The organism is Sphingomonas sp. GW821-FHT09E03, assembly GCF_059416225.1.
In genome coordinates, this window is sequence record NZ_JBWKOS010000008.1 from 1 (window position 1) to 24,297 (window position 24,297).

Genomic DNA, 24,297 nt, shown 5'->3' on the forward strand with positions numbered 1-24,297 from the left:
AACAGGTCGCTCATCCCGGTCTCCTCGCGGAGCCTGAATCAGATCGCGACGCTCACATCAATGGGTCCTGACCCTAGGAACAGGCAGGCCGCGGCGGCGGCGGTCCGCCAGGTGCGGCGGTGGGTGCCGGTGCTGCTGGACAGCTGGTGCTCGTCTTCACGCGCAAGGCATTCGCTTGAAAGATGGCTGTTCATAAGATCTCCCGGGGAAGATGGGTGGGTACGCGGCACAAGCTCTTGCCCGCCGCACAGCGCGACGGGTGGAGACGGGGGCGATCAGAAGCTGGTGGTCACGCCGAAGGTGAAGGTGCGGCCGCTGGTGGTGTAGACCAGGGTGCGGTCCGCCTTCATGTCGGTGAACTGCTCGATCGCCTGATTGGTGATGTTGATGCCCTCCACCACGAGGCGGATGTTGCGCGTCGGGTTGAAGTGGAGCTGGAAGTCAACGTTGTTGGTTGGGCGGATGCCTTCGCCGACGTTGGCGTTGCTACCCGCACCAGTCAGGTAACGGCTGCGATAGGCGGTTGAGATGCGGGCGCCATATTTCTCGGTCTCGAAGTACAGGGTGGCGTTGGCGGCCCATTTGGAGAGATTGTAGAGCGGGATGCTCTGCTCGATGCCGTTGAACACAGCTGTCTGATCGCCGTCGATCCAGGTGCCGTTGGCGACCAGCCCAAGGTGGTCGAACGGCGCCGGCAGGAAGGTGAAGTCGTGCTGTAAGGCTGCCTCGACGCCCCTGATGCTCGCGCCCTTGCTGTTGATCGGGCGGGTGTAGTTGTATGGCGTGGTGCCGTCCTGGCCGGGGAGCAGCAGCGACAGCGGGAAGCCGGTGGCGCTATAGGGCACCTGCGAGGTTTCGGAGGTAATGAAGCTGTCTAGGTCTTTCCAGAAGAAGCCGACCGAGGCGAAGCCGTTGCGGTCCATGTAATATTCGAGACCGCCTTCCGCCGAGGTGGAGCGATAAGGCTGGAGATAGGGATTGCCGAGCGACACGGTGCCGCCGAACGGCGCCGTGGTCAGCGTTCCCGCTGCCGCGAGCTGGGGCAGACCGGGCCGGTTGAGATTGCGGCTAGCCGAGGCGCGGGCGATGAGCTTGGGGGTGAGATCGAGCGCGACGTTGATCGCCGGCAGCCAGGCGTCGTTCGACGTCCGCACCGTCACCGGCTGCAGTGTGGTGACGCCGTTGGCTGCCGCCGCGAGCGACCCGGTGGAGACGAGATCGGTGCGATAGTAGCGCACGCCGGCGTTACCGCGCAGCCGCATCGCGCCGACGGTGGTGTCGAGATCGAGCTGGCCGAAGCCCGCCCAGGTCTTCTCGCTGATGCTGAAGTCGCTGCCGGCGGTGAGGTTGGCGCGGGTCAGGTCGGGGTTGTTGCCAAGCAGCGCGTAGATCGCGTCGATGTCGCCGCCGACATAAGGGATCAGGCTGTCTCGGTTGATGACGTATTTGAGCGCATCGGGCACCGCGCGGTCGTTCGTCGCCTGGGTGCCGTAGAAGGTATTGGTGAGATATTGATAGCCGGCGTTGGTGAAGCGCTTGTACTCGCCGCCCGCCTCGAGCTTGAGGATGGGGGTTAGCTCGTAGACCGCCTCGATCTGTCCGTTGGTGTAATCGCTCGTGATCGTATTTTCCTGCGCCACCAGCCGCTGCACGTTCCAGTTGGCCGGGTTGGTGAGGTCGAAGCCGTAGCTGTTGACCGGGATCGTCGGGCGCATGTCGAAGCTGAAGGCGGTGTTGCGCGCCTGCATGAACACCTTGTCGAACACCGGCTGTGCGAAGCTCGACTTCTGATAGCCGCCCAGGGCGTTGACCTTGAGACGGTCGGCGACGTCCCAGCTGGCGTTGGCTACTGCCTGATAGAAATTGGTGTGGTTCTGGACGTGATGGTGCTCGGTACGCTGGTCGATCCCGGTATAGCTCGCGGCCACCAGCGAGTTGCCCTCGATGGTGGCCGCGTGGATTACCTGGGTGCCGCTGACGTTGCCGGTCAGCGCATTGTAGCCGCCCGCGGCAATCGCCCAATCGTCGCGATCGTCGGACAGCCGCCCATAGAGGAGGTCGACATCGAGCTTGAAGCGGTTGCCGGGGTGATATTGCAGCGCGGTGGTGACCCCGATCCGCTCGCGATCGGTGTACCAGCTGGACGGCGACTGTGCCTGGGGGGCGAAGATCGTGCCGCCGCGAAGCAGCGAACGGGTGGCGGCGTCGATCTCAGGGCCGATATTGGCGGCGCCGTAGGTAACCTTGCCCCAGTTCCAGTTGCGGTAGCCATATTCGTTGTTGCGGATCTTGGAATAAGCGACCGAGACGAGCGCGCCGAAGTCTCCCTGGCGCTGCGAGAACAGCCCGACGATGCGGGGCGTCACGCCATCGGCATTGGTGTTGACCTGCCCCTTGGCGGACAGGACGATGCGCGGACCGTCATAGTCGAACGGACGGGCGGTGTTGAGCTGGACGGTGCCGGCGATGCCGCCCTCGTCCTGGTTGGCAGCGAAGCTCTTCTGGACGCTCACCCGGTTGAACAGCTCGGAGGCGAACAGACTAAAGTCGAAGCCGCGAGTGCGGCTGACGTTGCCGCGATTGTCCATGCCCGAGGCGGTGTTGCCGAGCACCTCCATGCCGTTGAGCTGGGTGCGGGTGAAGTCCGGCCCAAGGCCGCGCAGGGTGATCTGCCGCCCTTCACCGGTGTCGCGACTGATCGTTACGCCGGGGACGCGTTGCAGCGCCTCGGCAAGATTGAGGTCGGGGAAGGCGGCGATGTCAGAAGCAAGGATGTTGTCCTCGGTGCCGACCGCGCGCCGCTTGAGCTCCTGCGCGGCAAGCAGGCTGCCGCGAAAACCGGTGACGACGATGTCGTTGGGGCCCTGGACGCTGTCGGGCGCAAGGTCGCTGGCGACGGCCATCGGGGCGGCGGAGGCTATGACCCGTTCGGCCCCCCGGGCGGGGCGCGCCCGCTCGGGGCGGAGCACCAGCACACCGTTGCTCGTCACCGAGCGTAGCCCGGTGCCGCGGAGCAGGGCGGCGAGACCCGCCTGCGCGCTATGACGGCCGCTGACGCCTCTGGTCCGCCGCCCGTCGACGAGCTCGGGGGAGGCGATCACCTGCAGGCCGGTTGCGTTGGAATAGGCTGATAGCGCCGCGCCGAGGCTACCCGCCGGAATGGCGAACGCCAGCGGTCTGGCCGTCTGGCCCGCCGCCTGCGCCCGCACCGCACCGGGTGCGGCGACGGCCAGCGCCGCCAAGGTAAATGCAGACGCCCCACGAAACCGCTTCATGCTGATTGTCCCCCAATCGGCGCTCCCATGCGCCACCGAGCGGAAGACGATCGGCGCGATGACATCCGGACATGGTTTTTTTCCGCGGCGGCGGAGCGATCTCAGCGAACGCGCTGCAGCGTCACGCCCTCGGCGCCGTCGACCACGGTGAAGCCGAAGCCCTGGCCGATCGCGGCGAGCAGCGCACGCGGATGATCGGTACGGAAGCGTCCGACGATCTTCACCGCCGCCAGCGACCCGGACGGCGCCGCGATCCTGACGGAACCCTGGCGATCGAGCACCTCGACGAGGTCATCAAGGCGCATGCCGGCAGTGTCGATCCATCCCTGGCGCCAATCGGGCAGCGACGCGTCGAAAGGGGTGGGGCTGGTTGCCGTCTCGCCGCGAATGGCGCTGCGATAGCCGGCCCGCACCACCACGCCGCGCGACCGGCCGGCGGGCTCGAAGCCGACGGCGCCGCGATAGACGGCGAGGGCGACCTGCCGCCGGGTGAGATCGAGATCGAAGGCGGTACCGAGCACGCGCGCCTCGGCGCCGCCGGCGGAGACGACGAACGGCCGGGCGGGATCATGGCGAACGTCGAAGAAGGCCTGCCCGGTGATCATGCGCGCGGTACGGCGATCGGCAGTATAGACGAGCACCACGCGCGTACCGCCGTTAAGCCTGACGGTGGAACCGTCAACCAGGCGCAGATTGCCTCGCTGGCCTGCCCGGGTGGCGAGGACGCGAGACCAGACCGTCGCCTTGCTCGGGGCCGGTGGGTGCCAGGTCAGGCCTACGACCAGCAAGGCGGCGGCAGCGGCGGTGACGACGCCCCCGCCGGCGGCCACTGCGCGCCGTCGAGCCCGCAATGCGCGGACCTGATCGTCGCTCAATCTGCCGCAGCGCATGGCCGCTTCATGCAGGGCGACGGTAAGCGCTGCCTCATCGACCGCCAGCGGCTTGCGGGCATCTGCTTCCTGCGCCGCCATCAAGCTCCGCCCTCCATGGTGAAGCCGTGACGAGCTAGCGCGGAGCGCAGATCGCGGAAGGCGCGCACGACATGCTTTTCGACAGCTGCCGTGCTCATGTCGAGGCTGGTGGCGATGGCGAGCGTGCGGAGGCCATCGAGGCGTTTGCGCAGGAAGATCTCGCGGCGGAGCGGCGGCATCCGTTCCAGCGCGAGGCCGAGGATCTCCACCGCCCGGCGGAAAGCGACGACGCGATCCGCCGTCGGCAGCGGGCAGATCATGTCGTCGTCGAGCGCTACCGGCGCGGTGCGGCGCAGCGATCGGTGATGATCGAGCAGCAGGTTGCGCGCGATCGCGAAGCACAGCGCCCTGACGTTGCTGACCTGGCTCGCGGCTTGGTAGCTCAACAGTCTGACATAGGTCTCCTGCACGACATCGTCGCCGTCGGCGTGGTGGCCGAGGCGGCCATGGACGAACGCGTGCAGCGCCCTACGCAGAGTGGCATCCGGGAGCTGGAGCGCCAAGGTATGATCGGCCGCCCCATAGTTGCTCACCGTGTCGAAATATCTCGCTTCGCTGCTCACCACGCCCCCCGCCGCTTGCGACCAGACGCGGCCCTAGGCGGTTATCGTGAAGCGGGGATGACAGGTCGCCAGGCATCTGGCCCTGGTAGAGCAGCGCGCGTGTTCGCGATTGAGATGATAAAGATGAAGTGCCAAACCCAGTGCTTGCCTGGCGTCTTGAGCCTCGACGAACCTCAAAGAAAATTGAAGACGACGTCTGGAGTATCGTTTTCGCGCTGCCGCACCGCACCGCACCGCACCGCACCGCACCGCACCGCACCGCAGAGCGGGGCAGGAGCATGCTGATCGACCGAGAGAGTGGAACGATAGTCTCGACTTCCTCCCCCGCCTCGCATCCTACAATCACCTCCGTATGTGAATAATCTGCGCATTTGTCACAGAAGCTCCACAGTCGAGGATTAGCAGCTCGGTCGTGGCGCGGGACATCCCGATGCCAATGACATCCTTCTGGGGGGCTTCCATGCTTCGTTCCACGCGACTTTCGGCGCGCGCTGTCGCGCGCCTGCTGCTGATGCTTAGCTCAACCGCCGCGGGGGTCGTCGTGTCGGCCGTGCCGGTCAGTGCGCAAGACTATACCAACATCGCCGCATCCGGGCGGGTGACAACGCAGGACGGCCAGCCAATCCCCGATGCCGAGGTGAAGATCACCTCGTCCGACAAGGGCGTGAGCCGCACGGTGATGACCAACGCAACCGGCGCCTATACCATTCCGCAGCTCGCGCCGGGCAATTACGATGTTGCCATTACTGCGGCGGGTTTTGCCCCCTACACCGAAGCCAGAATAGCCCTCACCCGCGAGACCGGCGGCGCCAACAGCTTCCGCCTGGCGCCAGCATCACAGGCGGCCGACATCGTCGTAAAGGGCTCACGCCAGCGCGTTGCCGACTTCCAGGACACCACCGTCGGCAGCACGATCAATTTGGCGTCGCTGACCCAGCGTGTGCCGATCGGGCGGTCGCTGCGCGACGTGATGCTGCTCACGCCCGGAACGGTGCAGGGATCGTCGCCATCAAACGGCGGCTTTGCCAGTCAGGTGTCGATCGCCGGCGCCGCCTTCACCGAGAACGCCTTCTACATCAACGGCCTCAACGTCACCGACTTCGTCTCGGGCGGCCAGCCGACCGAGGTGCCGTTCGACTTCTACGAGACGGTGGAGGTCAAGACTGGCGGCGCCCCCGCGGAATTCGGTCGCGCCACCGGTGGCTATGTCGTCGCCACCACCAAATCGGGGTCCAACGAATATCATGCCAGCGTCACTGGCATCTGGGAGCCGGACGCGCTGCGCGACAGTTCGCCTTCGACCCGCACCACCGATTATCGCCATGCCACGGCGAGCCGTCAGGAAGCGATCTTCCAGGCCAGCGGCCCGATCATCAGGGACCATCTGTTCGTCTATGGCCTCTACAACCTGCGCGACATCGAGACGATGACGCCCGCGGCTAACCAGGACAATGCCACCGGGTCGACCAACGCCAGCCCGTTCTGGGGCGGCAAGATTGACGGCTACATCACCGGCGATCATCACTTCGAGTTCACCTATTTCGATACGACCAACGACACCCGCAACCGCAGCTACGATTGGGATCGCACCACCGACACGCTCGGCGCGAAGACCGGCGGCACCAATGCGCGCGCGGGCGGCGTCAATTACGTCGGCCGCTACACCGGCACCTTCACGCCCTGGCTCACCCTGTCGGGTGCCTATGGCGTCAACAAGCTGCGCTCGGGCAACGTGCCGCTCGACACCACCAATCCCCAGGTAATCGATTACCGCACAGACCCGGCCGGCATCCAGATCGGCCTCAACAAGGTGACCGACGCCTTCAGCCAGACCGACGACGAGCGAAAATTCTACCGCGGCGATGCCGATCTCCAGTTCCACCTGCTCGGCTCGCATCACGTTCGCATCGGCTATGATCACGAGAAGGACACCCAGTCGCAGACCTATCAGACGATCGGCGACGGCGCGTACAAGATCTATGCCGTCACTGCCGATTCCGCGGCGCGGCTCGGCCTGCCGGTCGGCACGCAATATTATACCACCCGGGTCTACGCGCAGAACGGCATCGCCCATGTCCGCAACGAGGCGTTTTACGTGCAGGATCAATGGTCGCTGCTCGGCGACCGCCTGCGGCTGGACATCGGCGTGCGCAACGATCGCTTCAGCAACCAGGGCGTGAACGGCAAGTCTTTCTTCGAGTCGGGCAACCAATGGGCGCCGCGCGTCGGCGCGTCGTTCGATCCGCTCGGCGACGGCCGCACCAAGATCTTCGGCTCCTATTCGCAATATTATCTGCCGATGGCGGGCGACATCAACCTCAACGTCGCCGGCAGCCTGGTGACGTACACCCGCTACAATCTGTTCACCGGGGTGAACGGCGCGGGCAACATCCCGGTCGCGGGCACGCCGATCCTGTCGGTGGTCAACACCAGCGCCTGCCCCGATACCGGGATACGGAATTGCGAGGTCTCGGCGGACGGATCGGCGTTCAACCCGGCCGGCGCGATCGCGACCAACATCAAGCCGCAGTCGGACAATGAGTTCATCATCGGCGGCGAGCACCAGTTCGGCGACCATGTGCGGATCGGTGTGTCTTTTACCCACCGCGAGCTGAAGAACATCATTGAGGACATGTCGATCGATGCGGGGGCTCGGGCCTATTGCGTCACTGTGGGCTTCACCGCGGCTGCGTGTCAGGCGGCCTATCCGGGCGGGAGCCAGTTCGTCATCGCCAATCCGGGTAAGGACGTGACGGTGCAGATCAACAAGCTGCCCGACGGCACCACCCCGACGGTGACACTCAAGGCATCCGACCTCGGCTATCCCAAGCCGAGCCGCAACTATAACGCGCTGACGCTGACCTTCGATCGCACCTTCGACAAAAGGTGGAGCCTGTCGGGCTCGTACACGCTGGCGTTCGACAAGGGCAATTACGAGGGCGGGGTCCGCTCGGAGAACGGCCAGCTGGCGATCAACCGGACCGCCGATTTCGACTCACCGGGCTTCGAGAACGGCGCCTATGGCTATCTGCCCAACGATCGGCGCCACAGCTTCAAGGCCTATGGCAGCTATCGCGTGTTCGAGGCGCTCGACCTCGGCGCCAATGCGGTGCTGCAATCGCCCGAACACTACAGCTGTATCGGCGCGGTGCCGGTCAGCGTCGATGCCTATGCCAACACCTATCATGGCTATGGCTATTATTGTCAGGGCCAGCTGATCCCGCGGGGCACCGCGTTCACCGGCGACTGGCTGACCCAGATCGATGTCAGCGCCACCGTCCACCTGCCGCTGCCGGGTGTGCTCGACGCGTCGATCCGGCTCGACGTGTTCAACCTGTTCAACAGCGACGCGGTGACATCGTACAACAACTTCGGTGAATTGAGCGATGGTTCGGCTAATTCCGATTACCGCTCGCCGGTCAATTACCAGCAGCCGCGCTCGATGCGGCTGACCGCCCGGATGGGCTTCTGACCCTGTGTTGTCGGGGCCGGCCTTGCGGGCTGGCCCCGGCGCATCCTGCCTGCAATAAACCCGTGCGCCGGCGCGACACGGCCGAAACGCACAACCAAGGAGGGCACCATCGAGAAGCGATCACACCGCCAGCGCGAGATCATGACCCGGCTGCGCAGCGGCCGATCGCTGTCGGTAACGGCGCTGGCCACCGATCTCGACGTCTCCGACGAGACCATCCGCCGCGAACTCCGTGCGCTGGAGGAGCAGGGCGTGATCATCCGCGAGCATGGCGGCGCGCGCATGGTGGCACCGGTCCACGAAGGGCCGCTTCACCAGCGGATGGAGGAGAATGCCGACGCCAAGCTCAGCATCGCTCGCGCCGCGGCCGAGCTGGTGCCCGACGGCGCGATCCTCTTCATCGATTCCGGCACCACGAGCTGCTTCATCGCCCGGGAGCTGCTCGAGCGGCGCTCGCTGACCGTGATCACCAATTCGCTGCGCGTCGCCGGCGATCTCGGCGGCATCAACAACAACCGCCTGTTCCTCGCCGGAGGGCAGATGGATTACGATTACCGCGCCTTCTCCGATCATGTCGCGCAGGATTATGTCCGCGGCTTCACGCCGCATCTCGCGATCCTCTCGGTCGGTGGGATCAGCGTCGAGCGCGGGTTGATGGACTTCCATCCTGGCGAGGCCGCGATGAGCCGCATCGCTTATGCCACCTCCAAGCAGGTGCTGCTCTGTGCCGATGCCTCCAAGTTCGGCCGCTACGCGCTCGTCCAGACCGCAACGCTGGACGAAGTCGACATCCTCGTCACAGATCAGCCGCTGGAGGACAATTACGCGCGGGCGTTCGCTCACGCCAAGGTCGTGATCGCCTGACGCTCTCGGGTGCGCATCAGCGGCATGCCCGCGACCAGCGCCATCAATGCGCCGGCACCGGCGACACTGGCATGGAGCAGCCAGAAATCCACCGCCGCCATGCGATCGACATAGACGCCGCTGACGCCCGCCCACAGATTGCCGACGAAGCCGTGAAGGTAGAATAGGCCCATCCACAGCCCGATCTGCCGGCGCGGCGCGCAGCCCGCGATCAGGCTGAGGCCGGCAGGCCAGATCAGCACGATCGCAGCGTCGACCAGCAGCAGATAGCAGAGCGCCCAAGGCAGCGGCAGCGGCAAGGCTCCGGCGGTGGCGCTGCCGATCGCCAGCACCAGATACCAGCCGCGCACAGCAGCCCGCCAAGCGCGATCTGCGTCATCGCGCCGAGCCTCATGCCCTGGCGATCGAGCGCCTGCATCGCCCATTGGAACACCGCGATCAGCGCCAGCGTGACGACGCCGTCCAGTGACAGGAACCAGCCGACCGGCATCGTCCAGCCCGCCAGCTGCAGGTCGACCCGGGTGCGTGCCCACACCAGGAAGACGTTGCCGAGCTGCTCATAGGCGGCGAAGCACAGATAGACGGCGGCCAGCGCTACGACGAGGATGGTGGTGGAGGCTGGAGCGTCTGGCCCGATATCGGGCGGGGTGCCGGCGACCGGTTCGGTCGTGGCATCCTGGATCGCGCCGAGACGGTAGATCATCAGCCCCGCGGCAACGGCCGCGGCAGCGGCGGCGACCGCGCTGACCGGGCCGACGAAGGTCGCCAATGCCCCGCATGCCAGCGGGCCGCCGATCACGCCGGCGTTGAGGAAGCCGAGGTAGATCGTATAGCCCCGGCGGCGCTGCGCCTCGTCTTGAAACAGCAATCCGAGCTGGGCAGACAGATTGCCCTTGAGCACGCCGGTGCCGATCGCGAACGGGATCAACCCGATCAGAAAGCTGCGGTCGCTCAGCATCATCGCCAGGCCGAGCAGCATGCCGATCGCGCCGCCCGTGACCATCGCGCGCCGGTCGCCGACCCGGTCGCCGATCCAGCCGCCGACGGGAATCGCGAGGTAGATCAGCGCATTGGCATAGCCGTAGAGCTGCGAGGCCAGCGCCGCGCGCGACGCCGAGCCGAACATCGCGGCGCTCGCATCGCGAAAGGTCGTCGCGCCGATGACGTGCGACAGATCGCCCGCCAGCACGCGATCGATTAGGCTGAGCACCAGCAGCGATTTGACGCCATACATGGCGAAACGCTCCCAGAACTCCATCCCTGCAAATGCGAGAAAGCGCCGATCCACGATGTTGACGTCTGCTGCCGCGCCGTCGCTCGATACCATGTCGCCCGTCCCCGCTGAGGGGCGCCTCTAGCCATGCTCCGCAACAGGTTGATGACAGTGGGACAGGCGAACTCAGGCGGGGTGGGGGAACGCCGGTGCGGGTTCGCTGACGCCCGGCCGGCCGGTCTCGACATGACCGGCAAGGCGGATCTGCACCGCACCCGGCGCGCTCAGCAGCCAATCATACCAGCCGTGGCGGGGCGCCATCACCGGGCGCTGCGTCTCGGCGCCCGCGGCGAGCGTCATCTGCTCGCGGGTGCCGCGATGGGCACAATGCATCTCCAGCGCTACCGCTCGATCGCCGCGATTGGCGAGCTGCAGCGTGCCCGCCGTGCCATCCTCGCGCCATACCACCGCCGCCTCGATGCCGGGCACGCCGCCGTCGCCGCGGAAGTCGCGGTAGAAGCCGTTGGGGCCGCGCACCACGATCGCGTGGGGTCGGTCGCGCGGCAACAGCCAGGCTTCCTCCAGCCGCGATTGGGCGGCGATGGTGAAATAGCGCCAGCCGGGAAATGCCACTTCATCCTGCACGCCGAGCACGATCCCGACCGGGCTATCGTTGACGAAGCGCAAGCTCAGGCCAGCGCCCGACCAGCGCGGCTCGACCGCGAAGCGATAAGGCAGCGGCCGCGCCGGGCGGGTGCCGGGCTCCTGGGCGGGAACGCCGATGCTCTTGGCGATCGGCGGTGGCGGCGCGGTGGCGCACAACTGCTCGGTCTCGGCGAAATAGTTGGCGACCGAGGGCAGGGCCTGCGCCCAGCTGGTGTCGAGCCGCGCCTTCGCCGGCACGTCGAAGTCGAACATCGAGGTGAGGTCGCCGCACACCGAACGCCGCCACGGCGAGATGTTCGGCTCCATCACGCCGAACCGCTTTTCGAGAAAGCGGATCACCGACGTGTGGTCGAACAGCTGGGAATTGACCCAGCCGCCCCGCGTCCACGGCGAGATCACCATCATCGGCACGCGCGGGCCGAGGCCGACCGGCTCGTTCTCGTAGGTTTCGCTGCGCACGTCGACGTTGCTGGCGCCGTAGCGTGGCGCGGTCCCCGGCACGGGCGCGGGCATATGATCGAAGAAGCCGTCATTCTCGTCATAGTTGAGAATGAACGCGGTCTTCGCCCACATTTTAGGATGCGCCGCGAGCGCGGCGACGAGGCTGCTGATCAGCACCTCGCCGAAGGGAACGGGCGCGTCGGGATGCTCGCTCATCGCCATCGGCGGCACGATCCACGACACCGCCGGCAGCCGGTCCGCGGCGACGTCGGCGGCGAACGCCGCGATCAGGTGGCGCGCCTGCGTCTTCGCCGGATCCGCGGGCGCCACCCCGTCGATCCAATCGACATAGGCCCGGCCGCGGCGATAGCGCGACGAGGCGGGATCGAGCTTGCGGAATTCCTTGAAGTAACCGAGCGGATTGTCGGAATAATTGTCGAGCTCCTGGTACAGCTTCCAGCTGATCCCGGCCTCTTCCAATCGCCCGGCATAGGTGCGCCACGGTAGCCCGTCGCTGGCATCGTCCTTGGCCATGTCGGCACCGGGATTGGCATCGGTGCCGCCATTGGTGACGCAATAGACGCCCTCCTGGCCGACGCTGAGACCGTTGGTGCCGGTGAAATGATAAAGTCGGTTCGGCCCGGTGGGGCCCTGCAACGAGCAGTGGTAGCTGTCGCAGAGGGTGAACTGGTCGGCCAGCGCGTAGTAGAAAGGGATATCGGCGCGGGTGAGGTGCGCCATGGTCAGCGCGCCCTTCTGGTCAGCCCACACGTCCCAGTTGCGCCAGCGCGCCTGGCTGTCCTTCCAGCTGTGATCAAGCCCGGTGAAGCAGCGCGCGTTGCTGCTGGTGTAATCGAGCCGAAACGGCCAGGCGATCTGCCCACCATCGCGGTCGGCGCGGCGCTGCGCCCACACCGGCTTGCCACCCGGCAAGGTGACGGGGCGTGGATCGGCAAAGCCGCGCACCCCGCGCAAGGTGCCGAAATAGTGATCGAACGAGCGGTTCTCCTGCATCAGGATGACGACATGCTCGATGTCGCCAATCCCGCCCTGCGCAGCCAGTCGCTGTAGGGCACGGGCAGGTGCGCCGCCGGCAGCCGCCGCCCCGGAAGCGCTGCGAAGAAAGGTTCTACGGTCGATCGGCACCATTGTCTCCTGGCCGCCGCGCGTGGCGTGCTCAACGCAGCTAGCCGATTGATGTGCAAGGGATGTGACGAAAACAGGATCTGAGAAGCTTGCTCAATCTGGTGCAATTTACCGGCATCTAAATGAACAAAGCCGCGAGGCTCTGCTTATCTCGTAGCGCTGAATGGCCGAATGTGGATCGTGTGTCTTTACCTGGTCAGAAGCCGAGGGAAACGCTTACCTTGGCGCCATTATCCACGGTCTGGTTGCCGATCACGCCTTCATAGCCACCCGCGATCCGGATGCGGTCCGATGGCGCCCAGACCAGATCGAGGCTAGCGGTAGCCGCATTGCGCGATAGGGGGGCGCCGACAACCGTGAACGGCACGGCCGCGTTTGCGAAGGACAAGGTAGCGGTGCCATAGCGGTGGTCGTCGAACCCGTGCCGCCAGGCGGCGCTACCCTTGACCATCAGCCCCTCGACGATCGGCGTGGTGACCCGCGCGCCGACATAGCTGACCGCGAAGCTCTGATGCGTGGCTGCGCCGTGCAGAGCTGCCGCCCCGCCGCGCTCGTCGAAGGCGTCGCTCGACACGCGATAAGCGGCGCCGCTCACGAAGGGCTCGATGGTCCCGCCCCCGAGCGGGAGGGCATAGCCCAGCTCGGCTACCGCATGAACGATGTGCAATTGATAGTCGGCGCGCAGATTGTCGCCGAACCCGTCGAAGGTCACCGCGCGGCGGGTGTTGCTGTCGAGCCAGCTATAGCCAACCGCGGCGTTGACCGACACGCCCTCAAACGCGCCGCCGGCATAAGCGAGCACGTGCTTGCCCTCCAGCCGCGCGCTGCTTGCCCGCGCGTCAAGATTGACGTTGTCGCGGGTATAACCGCCGGCGATGCCGATATGGCCGATCGTTGCCGCGCCGCCGATCGCGGCGTCGATGCCGCCGGCACCGCCAAGCGTGTCGCGCTGCTGCTTGGCGATGCCGAGCGACCGGGCGCCGTCGTCCTGGCCCGCATTGGCGACGAACTGCCCCCAGATGCCGATGCCCGCATTGTGCTCGCGCGCGCGGCTCAGCACCGCCTGCTGGACCAGCTCGACATCGCGCACCGCGGCGGTGCGAAGCGATGCGTGGATCTCGCCCGATAGCAGATCGAGCCCCGGCGCCACGGCTGCGTCAGCGGGCGCAGCGGTCAGGGCCGCATAGGCGCCATTGGCTGCGCCGAGGCGGCTGAAGGCACCCGCGACGGCCACCTGGTTGCCGGTGACGGCCAAGGAGGACAGGCCGGCGGCGCTGCGCACCAGGTCGACGTAGTAAGCGCCGGCGTTCTGCCCGGCGCGCAGCTCGGTCGCGCCCGCGGTCGGCTGGACCAAAGTGTAGCTGCCCGTGATGCCGCCGGCGGCGCTGATCAGCGTGTAGCGCGTCCCGATCGCGGCCGTGCCGGTGCTGCCGGTGACGACGAGCTGGGCACCGGCCCCGATCGTTGCGGAGCCGGCGACCCGCAGCAGGTCACTGGTCGCACCGCTGATATTGGCTGCGTAGCTGGAGCCCGCCGCCTGGATGAGGTTGCCGGCTACAGTCAGCGTGCCGACGCCATTGACTCCGGGCGAGATGGTGGCGCCCGACAACACCGATACGCTGCCGACGGATCCGGTGCCGGCCAACGTGCCGCCGCTCACCGTTACCGGTGAGCCGACGCTGCCCAGCACGATGAGGCGGCCGGCCAGCAGATTGGTCGCGCCCGAGAAGCCCGGCAGCGAGCCGATCGTCACGCTGCCCGTGCCGGCCTTGATCAGGGCACCGGTGCTGGTGAGATTGGCGGTGAACGTGCCATCGAAAGTCTGGTCGATCCGCACCGTGCCGCGATCGACCAGGGCACCGGTGAGATTGGTCGTGGTGCCGACCAGCGTCGCCGCCGGGGCAACTGTAGTCAGGGCAGGGACCGTGGCATTGCCGCCCAGCGTCCACGTGCCACTGGCGACATCGAGCCGCTCAAAATTGAACCCGCCGGCGAAGCTGCCGGTACCGGTGCCGCCAAGCGTCACGATGTCGTTCCCGGCGCCGCCATCGAGCGTGCCCGCGATGACCGACCCCGGTAGCAAGGTAAGCGTATCGTCGCCGGCGCCGAGGCTGACGTTACCGGTGATCGTGCCCGCGTTGGTGAGCGCGTCGTTGCCGTCGCCGAGGTTCACCGCGCCGGTGATTGATCCGGTGTTGATCAGCGTGTCGTTGCCCGCGCCCATGTCGACCGCGCCGAGCGTCCCGCCAGTGATCGTGCCGCTGTTGGTGATCGCGTCGTTGAACGCGCCGACCAGCTGAACGGCATAGCCTGTGCCGCCGCGGATCACGCCGCTGTTGGTGATCGTCGTCGCGGCAACCGCCGCGCCACCCGGATTGGTGTCGAGGTTGACGAGAATACCGTTGCCGGCGCCGAACACGGTACCGCTGTTGGTGACCGACCCGCCGCCGATCGCGATCCCCTCGGCCGAGTTCGGTCGCCCACCCGAGTCCACCCCCGTAGCGCTGAGCCCCTGGATCGTACCTGAATTGACGATGGTCGCCACCAGATCGATGTCGACGCCATCGCCGTCGCCGTTGGTGGCCACGCCATCCCATGCGCCGGTGATCGTGCCGGTGTTGGTCACCGTGCCGGTGCCGTCCGAGCCGACGCCGGAGCCGTTGCGGCCCTGGATCGTGCCGCCGTTCGTCACCGTCACCCCGGCATCGCTGGTGATGCCGTGGCGCAGACCGGAGATCAGCCCGCCCGCCTGGTTGTTGACGGTGCCACTGTTCGCCTGAAAATCGATCCCGTCATAGCTGTTATTGGCCGCCCCATCGGCATAGATGGTGCCGGCATTGGTGACGACGGCGCCTTGCCCTGGACGAATGCCGTCCTGCCCGAACGACCGCAGCGACGCGCCGGCATAATTGTTGATCACGATCGACGCGGCGCCCGAGCCGGCCGCGTCGAAGTCGAGCGCCTGCCCCCCGGCGGTGGTCTGGATCGTGCCGTAATTGTCGACGCGGATGCTGCCGCCTGTCGGGTTGATGTTGACGCGAAACGCATCGTCCTGGCTGGTGATCGTCGCCCCGGCATTGTTCACCAAGGTGATGGTGCGCGCGTTGTTCGAGCCGGACACGTTGATCGCACGGCCACCGGCGGCGGTGGAGCTGATCGTGCCCGAGTTGGTGATGGCGATCACCGTCCCCGTCTCGGTCACGGCAGGGTTGCTCGCACTGGTGATCGCGGCGCCGGGACCGACGGTAATAGTCCCCGCATTTTGCTGTGCGGTGTCGGGGTTGGGCGTGGCTGCATCGCAGACCACGGTGTTGGCCGCCGTGGTGACGCATCGCGCGAACGCCGGCGAGGCGGAGAGCAGGCTTGCCGATGCCAGCCCCATTGCCGAAGCCGTCAACAAGGCGGTCCGAGTGCGCGCAGTGTTAATCATGACTTGCCCCTCATCCGCGCGGCTTGGATCGATCCGCTGCAGTTCCAGGCGGCTGGCTAGGCCGGATCGGTGACAATCCGGTGACGGAGATGACGGCAATTGCACGTGTATTTACCAAATCGTTCGGCGCAACATCTCCTTCATGGCATCGTCACAGATGCGTCACGCACCACCCTTACGCGCTGTTACGTAATGTTGCTGGCGTGGCGCCGACGACAGGGTGGAGCTCCGGCCGATGAAGATACGCGATACGTTGTTTGCCCTGTGCGCGTCCGCGGCGCTGCTGGCGGGCTGTAATGACGACAATGGCGCCTCACCCACGCCCGCACCCAGCCCAACGGCGACGCCGACCCCCACGGCCCAGGCAGCGACCCGGACTATCATCTTCGTTTGGGACGGCTTGCGTCCTGACGACGTTACGCAGGCGGACACGCCGAACCTGTACGCGCTCCAGCAGGCGGGCGTCAGCTTCCCCGACAATCATTCGACCTATCCGACCTTCACGATGATGAACGGCTCGTCGTTCGCCACCGGCTCCTTCCCCAAGACATCCGGCTTCTACGGCAACACCTTCTGGACGCCGCCGCAGGGCAACGGGAACACCATCCCCGCTGGCAACAGCGCCGCCGGCACGGCGCAAGACTATGTCGATCCGGTGTTCACCGAAGACTATCAGGTGCTCAACACCCTCAACAGCTATTATGGCGGCCAGTTGCTGCTGGTGAAGAGCCTGTTCGCCACGGCGCAGGCTGCCGGCATGACCACAGCGACCATCGGCAAGAGCGGTGCGGCTTATATTCAGGATCTCGGCAAGGGCGGCCTGTTCCTCGACGAGAATACGGTGCAGCCGCGCACCCTGGCGACCGAGCTGCAAACCGCCGGCATCCCGCTGCCCGCGAACACGGTGAACGGCTATACCGGCACCGACGCGGTCACGCTCGCGGCCGGCAACGGCAACCCGACGGCGCGCGCCGGCTATGTCACCTTCAACACCACCGCTTATGATCCGGCCGGTGCGCTCACCGTCGCGGCCCGCGATTCCTCGGACACCACGCAAGGAGCTCCCGAGGACGCCGCCAACAAATTTATGATGGCCACCTTCACCAACTACATCCTGCCCAAGAAGAACCCGATGCTCTCGCTCATCTGGTTCCGCACCCCCGACAACGTCGAGCACGGCTATGGGCCGGGCACTTTCAACGTCCGCGCCGGCCTGCGGTCGCAGGATGCCCGCCTCGGCGAACTGATGGCCGCGCTCCGCGCGCAAGGCATCGATGGTTCGACCAACATCGTCGTCGTCTCCGATCATGCCCATTCGACCGTGTCGGGACCGCTGTCGCTCTACCCGCTGCGCGCGATCACGCCGTCCGCGACCGCACCCAACGGTGCGCCCGTCAACGGCTCGACCAGCGGTACCAGTGCCGCCACGCTCGGGGCGGTGAGCGCCAACGGCTTCAGCTTCTCGGGCGACGTCCGCTCCGCCGATCTGCTCACCTATCGTGGCTTTAAGGCCTATGATGGCGCCGGCTGCTCGACCAGCGCGATGTACGGCCTCAAGGCCAATGGTACGCCGACGATACCGCTGCGCCGCGACACCACCGGCACGCTGTGCGGCGCCGCCAACACCAACTATCAGGCGATCTCGTCGACGCTGGCCAGCCCGGTCGCCAGCTTCCGCGTGCCCGCACCGGGCAGCCTGCCGGCCAACGGCATCGTCGTCGCCGCTAACGGCGGCTCGGATTACTTCTACGTGCCGAGCCATGATGCGACCACGATCGCCAACCTGGTCCGCTTCCTCCAGCAGCGCGAGGAATATGGCGCGATCTTCGTCGACAGCCGCTACGGCCAGATCCCGGGCACGCTGCAGATGAGCCAGGTCAACCTTGAGAATGCCGCGCGCAAGGGCAACGGCCAGCCCGACGTGGTGGTGAGCTTCTCCTCCGACGAGATGGTGACAGTGCAGGGCAAGACCGGCATCGAATTCGAGAGCGTCGGCGGCCAGCGCGGCATGCACGGCAGCTTCGGCACCACCGACGTCCACAACACGCTGATCGCGGCGGGACCATCCTTCCGTAAGGCGGCGGTGCTGACCACGCCGACCGGCAATGTCGACGTTGCGCCGACCGTCGCCTATCTGCTCGGCCTCTCGATGCCGCAGGCCGATGGCCGCGTGATCAACGAGGCGCTGGCCACGCCGGCCAGCAAGGCCACGCCAACGGTAGCGGCCTCGTCGGTCGCCCCCACCAGCAGCGCGACCGGGCTGCGCTTCGAAGTGCCGACCGATCCGACCGGCGGCACGCCGGATCCGGTGTTCCCGCGCGGGACCTACACTGTGCTGCTCCAGGTCAAGGACCTGACCGTCGACGGCAAGACCTACCGCTACTTCGACTTCGCCCGTGCGCAGCGCCAGTAAGCGGATCATCGCGGTGGAGGTGGCGCTCGCCACCGCCACGGTGGCGGCGCCGGCGCTGGGCGCGGCGCCGCCCTCGCTCGACTTCGACACCGTGTTCGCGACCGCCAAAGAGCCGCGCCAGCTTCACTATAAGGTGATGTACCGCACCGGCGATGGCATCCATCGCCTGGAGATCTGGCGCGACGGCACGGCCCGGCTCAAGCGGGTAACCGACGGGCGCGTGACCACCTTGGTCAGCCACAACCCACGCACCGCCGATTTTGCCATGCAGGTGATCGACCCGCGCAAGCACACCAGCACGCATGTCGATCGCGCCAGCCTGTACCGGATCGGAAATTTTACCGACTGGTTCGATCTGGCGCACGGCCTTCGCCACCCTAAGGGTAGCTATCGGTTGGTCACACGCTCCCCGCTCACGCTCATGCCGAAAACACCGGCAGCTTGCCGGTGGTACGATCTTAAGGAAGCTGAACGGACCACGTCGATCTGCTGGGACCGCGTGAACGCCGTGCCGCTGCTGATCGCAAGCGGGCCTGGTCACCCGATCTGGCGGGTTGAATCGATAGATCAATCCAACTTCAACCGCGGGGTTTTCCAAGCAAATGACCGCGGCTTCATCCACGATGACGCAACGCGAGACATTCAGAACGACTAGTCAGGTCATTGCGGCCAGCATTCCTGTCTGCAGGATCGTTCGCAGGAGTTGTTTTTTTTCTACGCCCGTGTCGCTCTTCAAACTTGTCGATGGTGATTGGGTCCGGCCGTCACCACCGGCATGCTGCTCTCGCGGCCGAACATGGATTTATCAGCTCGAGGCATGTACCTAGCCGATAGCTACGGCTTCCGTTGTCGCCGTCGCGGCATGGCCGACAGTGAGGCTGTGCCACCACGGTAAACGTCATCACTGTGATATCGCAACGCAGCTTGCTACACGAGGGAGGCAGGTGCCGACCTAAGCAGCTAGGATGAATAATGATTTCGCCGACGACGACGTTGGCAACGTCCGTCTTGTTCCTGTCTCAGGGAAAACCCGTTGTCACTCTGAGGCTGAACGAGGCAGTGGACGTTTGGCGCCGTCTCACTCCAGCTGCGCAGGAACTTGTCACACTTGAGCTTGAGCGGGATGTCAAGCTACCCCGAGGGCACACGCGACAATTGCACGCAGGCGACCTGTCATTTCTGGTCTACTCGAAATCAGCTAAATAATGGACGGTGCGCTTTTCCTCTCAAGATGGACACGGAGCATCTTACAACTCTGTTCCGCGCACTCGGCGATCGCTTCCGATGCTGGAACCGAGGCTCATTGTCACAGCGCTTCAACATAAACGGTGCAAGCCGGTTGCAGGATCGGGAGACTGCCATGATCATCAACCGCCGTTCACTCGTCACGACCGCCATGCTGGGGCTGGGCAGTGCCGCCATTCCAGGATTTGCCGGGGGCGCGGTGATCGGCGGAGCCACCGGCTTCACCCATTTGGTGGCCAGCGGCGAACCTGCCGCGGACTCGGTGCTGCTGTGGACCAGATACGTACCTGCAGGCGGCGGGCATGCGGAACTGCGAGTGGAGATCGCAGAGACGTCGGCGTTCGCGCGCGTCGTCGCAGGCGGCACGCAAATCACCGGACCCTGGCGCGACCACACGGCTAAGATTACCGTCGAAGGCTTGGCACCGGGTCGCAGCTACTATTACCGCTTCATCGCGCCGGACGGCAGCTTCTCGCCCGTGGGCCGCACAAGAACGCTGCCGGCCGACGGCATGCGCCCCTGGCGCGCGGCGATCTTCTCCTGCTCCAACATGGGCTTCGGCTGGTTCAACGCTTACGGCCACGCCGCGATGCGCGATGATCTCGACTGCGTGGTCCATCTCGGCGACTATTTCTACGAGTATGCGACCGGCAACTACCCGCCTGCGGCGGTCGCCGTCCCCGGCCGCGTGCCCTTGCCCGCCAACGAGACCATCCACCTCGCCGACTATCGGCTGCGCTACGCCAGCTACCGCGCCGATCCTGATCTCCAAGCGCTCCACGCGCGCTTTCCGATGATCGCGCAGTGGGACGATCACGAGAGCGCCAATGACAGCTGGGAAAGCGGTGCCGAAAATCACGACCCCGCAACTGAGGGGGACTGGAACCCGCGCCGTGCGGCCGCCATCCAAGCATACCGCGAATGGATGCCGGTCTCCGACGAGCCGTGGAAGGCATATGATATCGGAAGCTTGGGGACCCTGTTCCGAACCGAGACGCGGCTGCTCGCGCGCACGCAGCAGCCTGACATCGCACCGCTGTTCAAGCAGGCTGATCCTGCCGCCGCGCTGAAAGCTTTCCGCGACGGACCCTGGATGGACTCGGGCGCGACGATGATGGGCAGCCAGCAGGAGGTGTGGCTCTCACACGCGATGCGCGTCTCGGTAAGGAGTGGCCGGCCATGGCAAATCGTCGGCTTCGGCACGGTCATGGGGCAGACCGTCATGCCCGCCGAGGCGGCAGGGTGGCTGGGCGGCTCCAATGCTCGGGCTCGCGGGTATGTCGAGAACGGCATCGCCGCGGGTAGGGCAGGTCTGCCGTTTAACTTCGACAATTGGGGTGGCTACCCGGCAGCGCGTACCCGTTTCCTCCGCTCCGTCCAGGCGCTTGGCGGCAACACCGTTGTTATATCCGGCGATAGCCACAATGCCTGGGGCTACGATCTGGCACAGGATGGACGCCCCGCTGCGGTCGAGTTTTCCGGTCACAGCGTGACCTCACCTGGTTACGAGGGCGGCCTCGGCACCGATCCGCGTACCGTCGCGGCTGTGCTCGTCCGTGGCAATCCGGAGCTGAAATGGTGCGACACGTCGCGGCGCGGCTACATGGCGCTGACGATCGCGTCAGATCGGGTCACCAACGACTGGATCATGGTAGACACTGTCAAAAAGCGGACAGCGTCGGCCGCAGTCGGGCATACGGCGACGGTCATGCGGGACCGTCACATGATGGTCTAAGGGAGCGTTGCCGCTCCTTCATCATCGGAGCTTCCACCTATCTCGGCTGATCCCTCTCCTTTGGGAAAGCCGCTGCCTGCGCCACCGACGTGAGCAAGCTGTGCAAACATGACTGAATGGCTGGTTGAGGGAGCGGCTGTTTGGCTCTGAATGTCCCCGTTGGGGTCACCTCGCCGAGCTGCTGGGGTGGCTCTCAACCAAAGCCAAGTCGTCCACATCCGCGCTGGTAATTGTCCAGTGCTGACGAGGCGGTCGTCCAGTCCGATAGAAGCAAAGATCGGCAAGCGCCAGTCACCCCCGTTAAGGCCTATCCGGGAGGCGTCCAAACCAGCCTTTCGTTATGCTCAAGATGAATGCCGGGCCCGGTGCGCGTTAGCGCACCGGAGTTCGCGTTAGCCCGCGTTGGCCAGCGCTATCGCATCGCGCCCAGCCGGGATGTGCGCTGCCGATGCCTCGTCGGTGACCGCTTGCCAGACGGCTTCGGCCACATCGATCGAGGCGGTAACCGGCCCAGTGTCCTGTTCCCAGCCAGCGAAAACCTCCTGCACCATTCCTGTATAAGGCTGCGGAAAACCGCCCGACATCCGCGCCCGCGCATTGTCGCCAAACCGCGTGTCGGGCCCGCGTCCGGGAAGCACGACGCGGGTACGGATGTTAAATTGCTCCAGCTCGAGTGCGAGGACGTCGGTGAAGGCGTTCACCGCTGCCTTGCTGGCCGTATACACCGACAGCAAGGGCAGCGACTTCAGCGTGACGGAGGAGGTCACGTTGACGATCACTCCGGACCGGCGCTCCCGGAACTGCGGCAGCACCGCTTGGGTCATGGCGATGGTACCGAGCGTGTTTGTCTCGAATATGTCACGAGCGTCCTGCATCGGCGTGCCTTCGACGGCATTAAGAAAGCCAATGCCGGCATTGTTGACGAGCGCGTCGATCGGCCCCGCCGCCTCGATGGCACGCGCGATGCTCGACGCGTCGGTCACGTCGAGCGCGACGACCCTGATACGATCGTACGCGGGCAGGATATCCTCGCGCGGGGACCGCATGGTCGCGACGACGTCCCAGCCGCGTCCTGCGAAGAGATGGGCGGTTTCGAGGCCGAAGCCTGACGAGCATCCAGTGATCAATACGGTGGGCATAACGTCTCCTGTCGTGGGAGACTATGAATTAGATTTTCTCGTGCGACATTCTACAATAGAAAGTCTATAAATCGTTAGCGAGCGTCCAGACATGACCGATCCCCTCGCACAGGTGGTAAGCCTGCTGCAGCCCGACCTTTCGTATTCGAAGTTCGTCGAGGGGGCTGGCGCCTGGCGCGTCCGACGCGCCGAGCAGGGCCGGCCATTCTTCTGTGCGATGCTGCAGGGTTCGATCCGGCTTGAGGTGCAGGGCGCCGAGCCGATCCTAGTGGAGCAAGGCGACTTCGTTCTCATTCCAGCGGCCTACGACTTTGCCTCCTCCAGCATTGTCGCCGCGGCGACGCCGGATCTTACCTGCATGCCCACCGAAATCCGGCCCAATGTCTTCCGCATCGGCGATCTGTCTGCCGAGCCGGACGTTCGCATGCTGATCGGCTACTGCGCCTTCGGCTCGACCGACGCGGCGCTTCTAGTGAGCCTGCTACCGACGCTCGTCCATGCCCGCGACGAGGGTAGGCTGACGGCGCTCATTCAGTTCGCAGTGCAAGAATATCACGGTATCCGCCCGGCGCGCGACGCGGTGCTGGCGCGGCTGATGGAGTTGCTCTTCATCGAAGCGCTCCGGTCCGGCGGGCCGCAGGGCCCGAGCGGCGTCCTCAAGGGGTTGGCGGACGATCGCATGGCGATGGCGATACGGCGCATCCACGAAAACCCGACCGAGTCCTGGACGGTCGCGAATTTGGCCAAGGCCTCCGCCATGTCGCGCTCGGCCTTTTTCGATCGCTTCCGGCAAACCGTCGGCATGTCGCCGATGGAATACCTCCTGCACTGGCGGATGATCCTTGCGAAGGATCTGCTGCGTCTGCGCGATGGCACGGTCGCGCAGATCGCCCGGCGGGTGGGATATGGCTCTGCCAGCACCTTCAGCGTCGCTTTCACCCGCCACGTGGGCGTGCCTCCAAGCGTGTATGCCCGTGCTAATCCTGTGGGCTAAGGATCGTTACGGCAGCTTTATTCAGTCATACAATTGACAATTGTCAGGCGTCTCCCGATCGGGCTTGCTCGTTTCTATTCGGGATACGAGAGGCTTCACAAATGCCCGTCCCGGCCGAACGCTGACCTTCCCGCTGGACTTGAAACGGCCTCATCGTCCCAATCCAAGTCGTTCTGAGCGGCGGGCCGACGCCCCGAAAGCGGCCGATACACTCTGATGAACAGATGACCGGTTTCGGCAAACGGGTGCAGGCGCGTGAACGGCCGGAATTGGGTCAACGCCACGGGTTGCTGCAAACTAAGCGATGGCGGGAAAAGACGTTACGCGGAGCTTAGCGGCTCCGTAAGGCACAAGCGTAATTTCTTCGGCGGAGCCAGCAGTTGCAGCAGGGAAGGGCGGAGGCGGTGCTGCAAAGGCGCCTTCGGCCTGCCACCCCGGAACGTGTTGAGCGGCGGTGGTGAGCCATGTTGCTGGTGCGCTTCGGCCAAAAGGGACCGGGGGTATGGGGGCCTCTTCACGCTGAAACACCGCGGCCTCTGGCAGGCCGTAGTTCCAGGAGGTCGTCGGTTCCGTGCGCCAGTCCGCCGATAGTCCGCGCTGCTGAAGCTTTGTCCAGCGTTCGCCGATTGGCAACACATAGAGCAACGCGCCATCGGCGACGCTGAAGCTCCCGTTGTACCCCGTCACGGTCGTCGGCCGCTGCGCGATGATCAACTCGACCCGGTCGCCC

General features: G+C 65.6%; 16 protein-coding genes. 7 read left to right on the forward strand and 9 right to left on the reverse strand.

The window, feature by feature from the left end; genetic code table 11:
* Positions 1 to 38: 38 nt before the first annotated feature.
* The 3 genes from AC07M8_RS15125 to AC07M8_RS15135 all read right to left on the reverse strand — a co-directional run bounded on the left by AC07M8_RS15125 (position 39) and on the right by AC07M8_RS15135 (position 3,961).
* A complete protein-coding gene (locus AC07M8_RS15125; protein WP_495175153.1) occupies positions 39 to 194 on the reverse strand; it encodes a hypothetical protein in 156 nt (51 codons plus the stop codon).
* A gap of 81 nt (positions 195 to 275) precedes the next feature.
* Positions 276 to 3,275 (reverse strand): TonB-dependent receptor, encoded by a 3,000-nt coding sequence (locus AC07M8_RS15130; protein ID WP_495175154.1) that lies wholly within the window; start codon positions 3,273 to 3,275, stop codon positions 276 to 278.
* A gap of 101 nt (positions 3,276 to 3,376) precedes the next feature.
* Positions 3,377 to 3,961: a FecR family protein gene (locus tag AC07M8_RS15135; protein WP_495175258.1), complete on the reverse strand. Its 585-nt coding sequence runs from the start codon at positions 3,959 to 3,961 to the stop codon at positions 3,377 to 3,379.
* Between AC07M8_RS15135 and AC07M8_RS15140 the strand changes: the two genes are divergently transcribed.
* Positions 3,845 to 4,276, forward strand: a complete 432-nt coding sequence (locus tag AC07M8_RS15140) for a hypothetical protein (RefSeq protein ID WP_495175261.1) — start codon at positions 3,845 to 3,847, stop codon at positions 4,274 to 4,276. The genes AC07M8_RS15135 and AC07M8_RS15140 overlap by 117 nt on opposite strands.
* Here AC07M8_RS15140 and AC07M8_RS15145 read toward each other — a convergent pair.
* Positions 4,246 to 4,809 (reverse strand): RNA polymerase sigma factor, encoded by a 564-nt coding sequence (locus AC07M8_RS15145; RefSeq protein WP_495175155.1) that lies wholly within the window; start codon positions 4,807 to 4,809, stop codon positions 4,246 to 4,248. The genes AC07M8_RS15140 and AC07M8_RS15145 overlap by 31 nt on opposite strands.
* 511 nt (positions 4,810 to 5,320) lie before the next feature.
* Here AC07M8_RS15145 and AC07M8_RS15150 point away from each other — a divergent pair.
* The gene (locus AC07M8_RS15150) at positions 5,321 to 8,281 is read left to right on the forward strand and encodes a TonB-dependent receptor (protein ID WP_495175156.1); all 2,961 of its coding nucleotides are present in this window, start codon (positions 5,321 to 5,323) and stop codon (positions 8,279 to 8,281) included.
* Between the two features lie 108 nt (positions 8,282 to 8,389).
* Complete coding sequence (locus AC07M8_RS15155; RefSeq protein WP_495175259.1) at positions 8,390 to 9,145, forward strand: DeoR/GlpR family DNA-binding transcription regulator; 756 nt, start codon at positions 8,390 to 8,392, stop codon at positions 9,143 to 9,145.
* On the opposite strand, the gene AC07M8_RS15160 is transcribed toward AC07M8_RS15155, so the two are convergent.
* From AC07M8_RS15160 to AC07M8_RS15175, 4 genes are all read right to left on the reverse strand, one after another.
* A complete protein-coding gene (locus AC07M8_RS15160) occupies positions 9,121 to 9,387 on the reverse strand; it encodes a hypothetical protein (RefSeq protein ID WP_495175157.1) in 267 nt (88 codons plus the stop codon). The genes AC07M8_RS15155 and AC07M8_RS15160 overlap by 25 nt on opposite strands.
* Complete coding sequence (locus AC07M8_RS15165) at positions 9,381 to 10,472, reverse strand: POT-type proton-dependent oligopeptide transporter (protein WP_495175158.1); 1,092 nt, start codon at positions 10,470 to 10,472, stop codon at positions 9,381 to 9,383. Before AC07M8_RS15165 ends, AC07M8_RS15160 begins: the two co-directional genes overlap by 7 nt.
* 72 nt (positions 10,473 to 10,544) lie before the next feature.
* Positions 10,545 to 12,614, reverse strand: a complete 2,070-nt coding sequence (locus AC07M8_RS15170; RefSeq protein ID WP_495175159.1) for a phosphocholine-specific phospholipase C — start codon at positions 12,612 to 12,614, stop codon at positions 10,545 to 10,547.
* A 193-nt stretch (positions 12,615 to 12,807) separates the two neighbouring features.
* A complete protein-coding gene (locus AC07M8_RS15175; RefSeq protein ID WP_495175160.1) occupies positions 12,808 to 16,041 on the reverse strand; it encodes an autotransporter outer membrane beta-barrel domain-containing protein in 3,234 nt (1,077 codons plus the stop codon).
* A 235-nt stretch (positions 16,042 to 16,276) separates the two neighbouring features.
* Here AC07M8_RS15175 and AC07M8_RS15180 point away from each other — a divergent pair, with 235 nt between their 5' ends.
* The 3 genes from AC07M8_RS15180 to AC07M8_RS15190 all read left to right on the forward strand — a co-directional run bounded on the left by AC07M8_RS15180 (position 16,277) and on the right by AC07M8_RS15190 (position 21,434).
* Positions 16,277 to 18,454 (forward strand): alkaline phosphatase family protein, encoded by a 2,178-nt coding sequence (locus AC07M8_RS15180; protein ID WP_495175161.1) that lies wholly within the window; start codon positions 16,277 to 16,279, stop codon positions 18,452 to 18,454.
* 19 nt (positions 18,455 to 18,473) lie between these two features.
* Positions 18,474 to 19,109 (forward strand): hypothetical protein, encoded by a 636-nt coding sequence (locus AC07M8_RS15185; protein WP_495175162.1) that lies wholly within the window; start codon positions 18,474 to 18,476, stop codon positions 19,107 to 19,109.
* A gap of 705 nt (positions 19,110 to 19,814) precedes the next feature.
* The gene (locus AC07M8_RS15190) at positions 19,815 to 21,434 is read left to right on the forward strand and encodes an alkaline phosphatase D family protein (RefSeq protein ID WP_495175163.1); all 1,620 of its coding nucleotides are present in this window, start codon (positions 19,815 to 19,817) and stop codon (positions 21,432 to 21,434) included.
* 392 nt (positions 21,435 to 21,826) lie between these two features.
* On the opposite strand, the gene AC07M8_RS15195 is transcribed toward AC07M8_RS15190, so the two are convergent.
* Positions 21,827 to 22,573, reverse strand: a complete 747-nt coding sequence (locus AC07M8_RS15195) for an SDR family oxidoreductase (protein WP_495175164.1) — start codon at positions 22,571 to 22,573, stop codon at positions 21,827 to 21,829.
* A 91-nt stretch (positions 22,574 to 22,664) separates the two neighbouring features.
* Between AC07M8_RS15195 and AC07M8_RS15200 the strand changes: the two genes are divergently transcribed.
* Positions 22,665 to 23,567: a cupin domain-containing protein gene (locus AC07M8_RS15200; RefSeq protein ID WP_495175165.1), complete on the forward strand. Its 903-nt coding sequence runs from the start codon at positions 22,665 to 22,667 to the stop codon at positions 23,565 to 23,567.
* The last annotated feature ends 730 nt before the right edge of the window (positions 23,568 to 24,297 follow it).

Bases quoted from the DNA above. Each gene is read 5' to 3' on its own strand.
- AC07M8_RS15125 (WP_495175153.1), bottom strand. From the start codon at position 194: ATGAACAGCCATCTTTCAAGCGAATGCCTTGCGCGTGAAGACGAGCAC.
- AC07M8_RS15130 (WP_495175154.1), bottom strand. From the start codon at position 3,275: ATGAAGCGGTTTCGTGGGGCGTCTGCATTTACCTTGGCGGCGCTGGCC.
- AC07M8_RS15140 (WP_495175261.1), top strand. From the start codon at position 3,845: ATGGCGAACGTCGAAGAAGGCCTGCCCGGTGATCATGCGCGCGGTACG.
- AC07M8_RS15150 (WP_495175156.1), top strand. From the start codon at position 5,321: ATGCTTAGCTCAACCGCCGCGGGGGTCGTCGTGTCGGCCGTGCCGGTC.
- AC07M8_RS15165 (WP_495175158.1), bottom strand. From the start codon at position 10,472: ATGGTATCGAGCGACGGCGCGGCAGCAGACGTCAACATCGTGGATCGG.
- AC07M8_RS15170 (WP_495175159.1), bottom strand. From the start codon at position 12,614: ATGGTGCCGATCGACCGTAGAACCTTTCTTCGCAGCGCTTCCGGGGCG.
- AC07M8_RS15175 (WP_495175160.1), bottom strand. From the start codon at position 16,041: ATGATTAACACTGCGCGCACTCGGACCGCCTTGTTGACGGCTTCGGCA.
- AC07M8_RS15180 (WP_495175161.1), top strand. From the start codon at position 16,277: ATGAAGATACGCGATACGTTGTTTGCCCTGTGCGCGTCCGCGGCGCTG.
- AC07M8_RS15190 (WP_495175163.1), top strand. From the start codon at position 19,815: ATGATCATCAACCGCCGTTCACTCGTCACGACCGCCATGCTGGGGCTG.
- AC07M8_RS15195 (WP_495175164.1), bottom strand. From the start codon at position 22,573: ATGCCCACCGTATTGATCACTGGATGCTCGTCAGGCTTCGGCCTCGAA.
- AC07M8_RS15200 (WP_495175165.1), top strand. From the start codon at position 22,665: ATGACCGATCCCCTCGCACAGGTGGTAAGCCTGCTGCAGCCCGACCTT.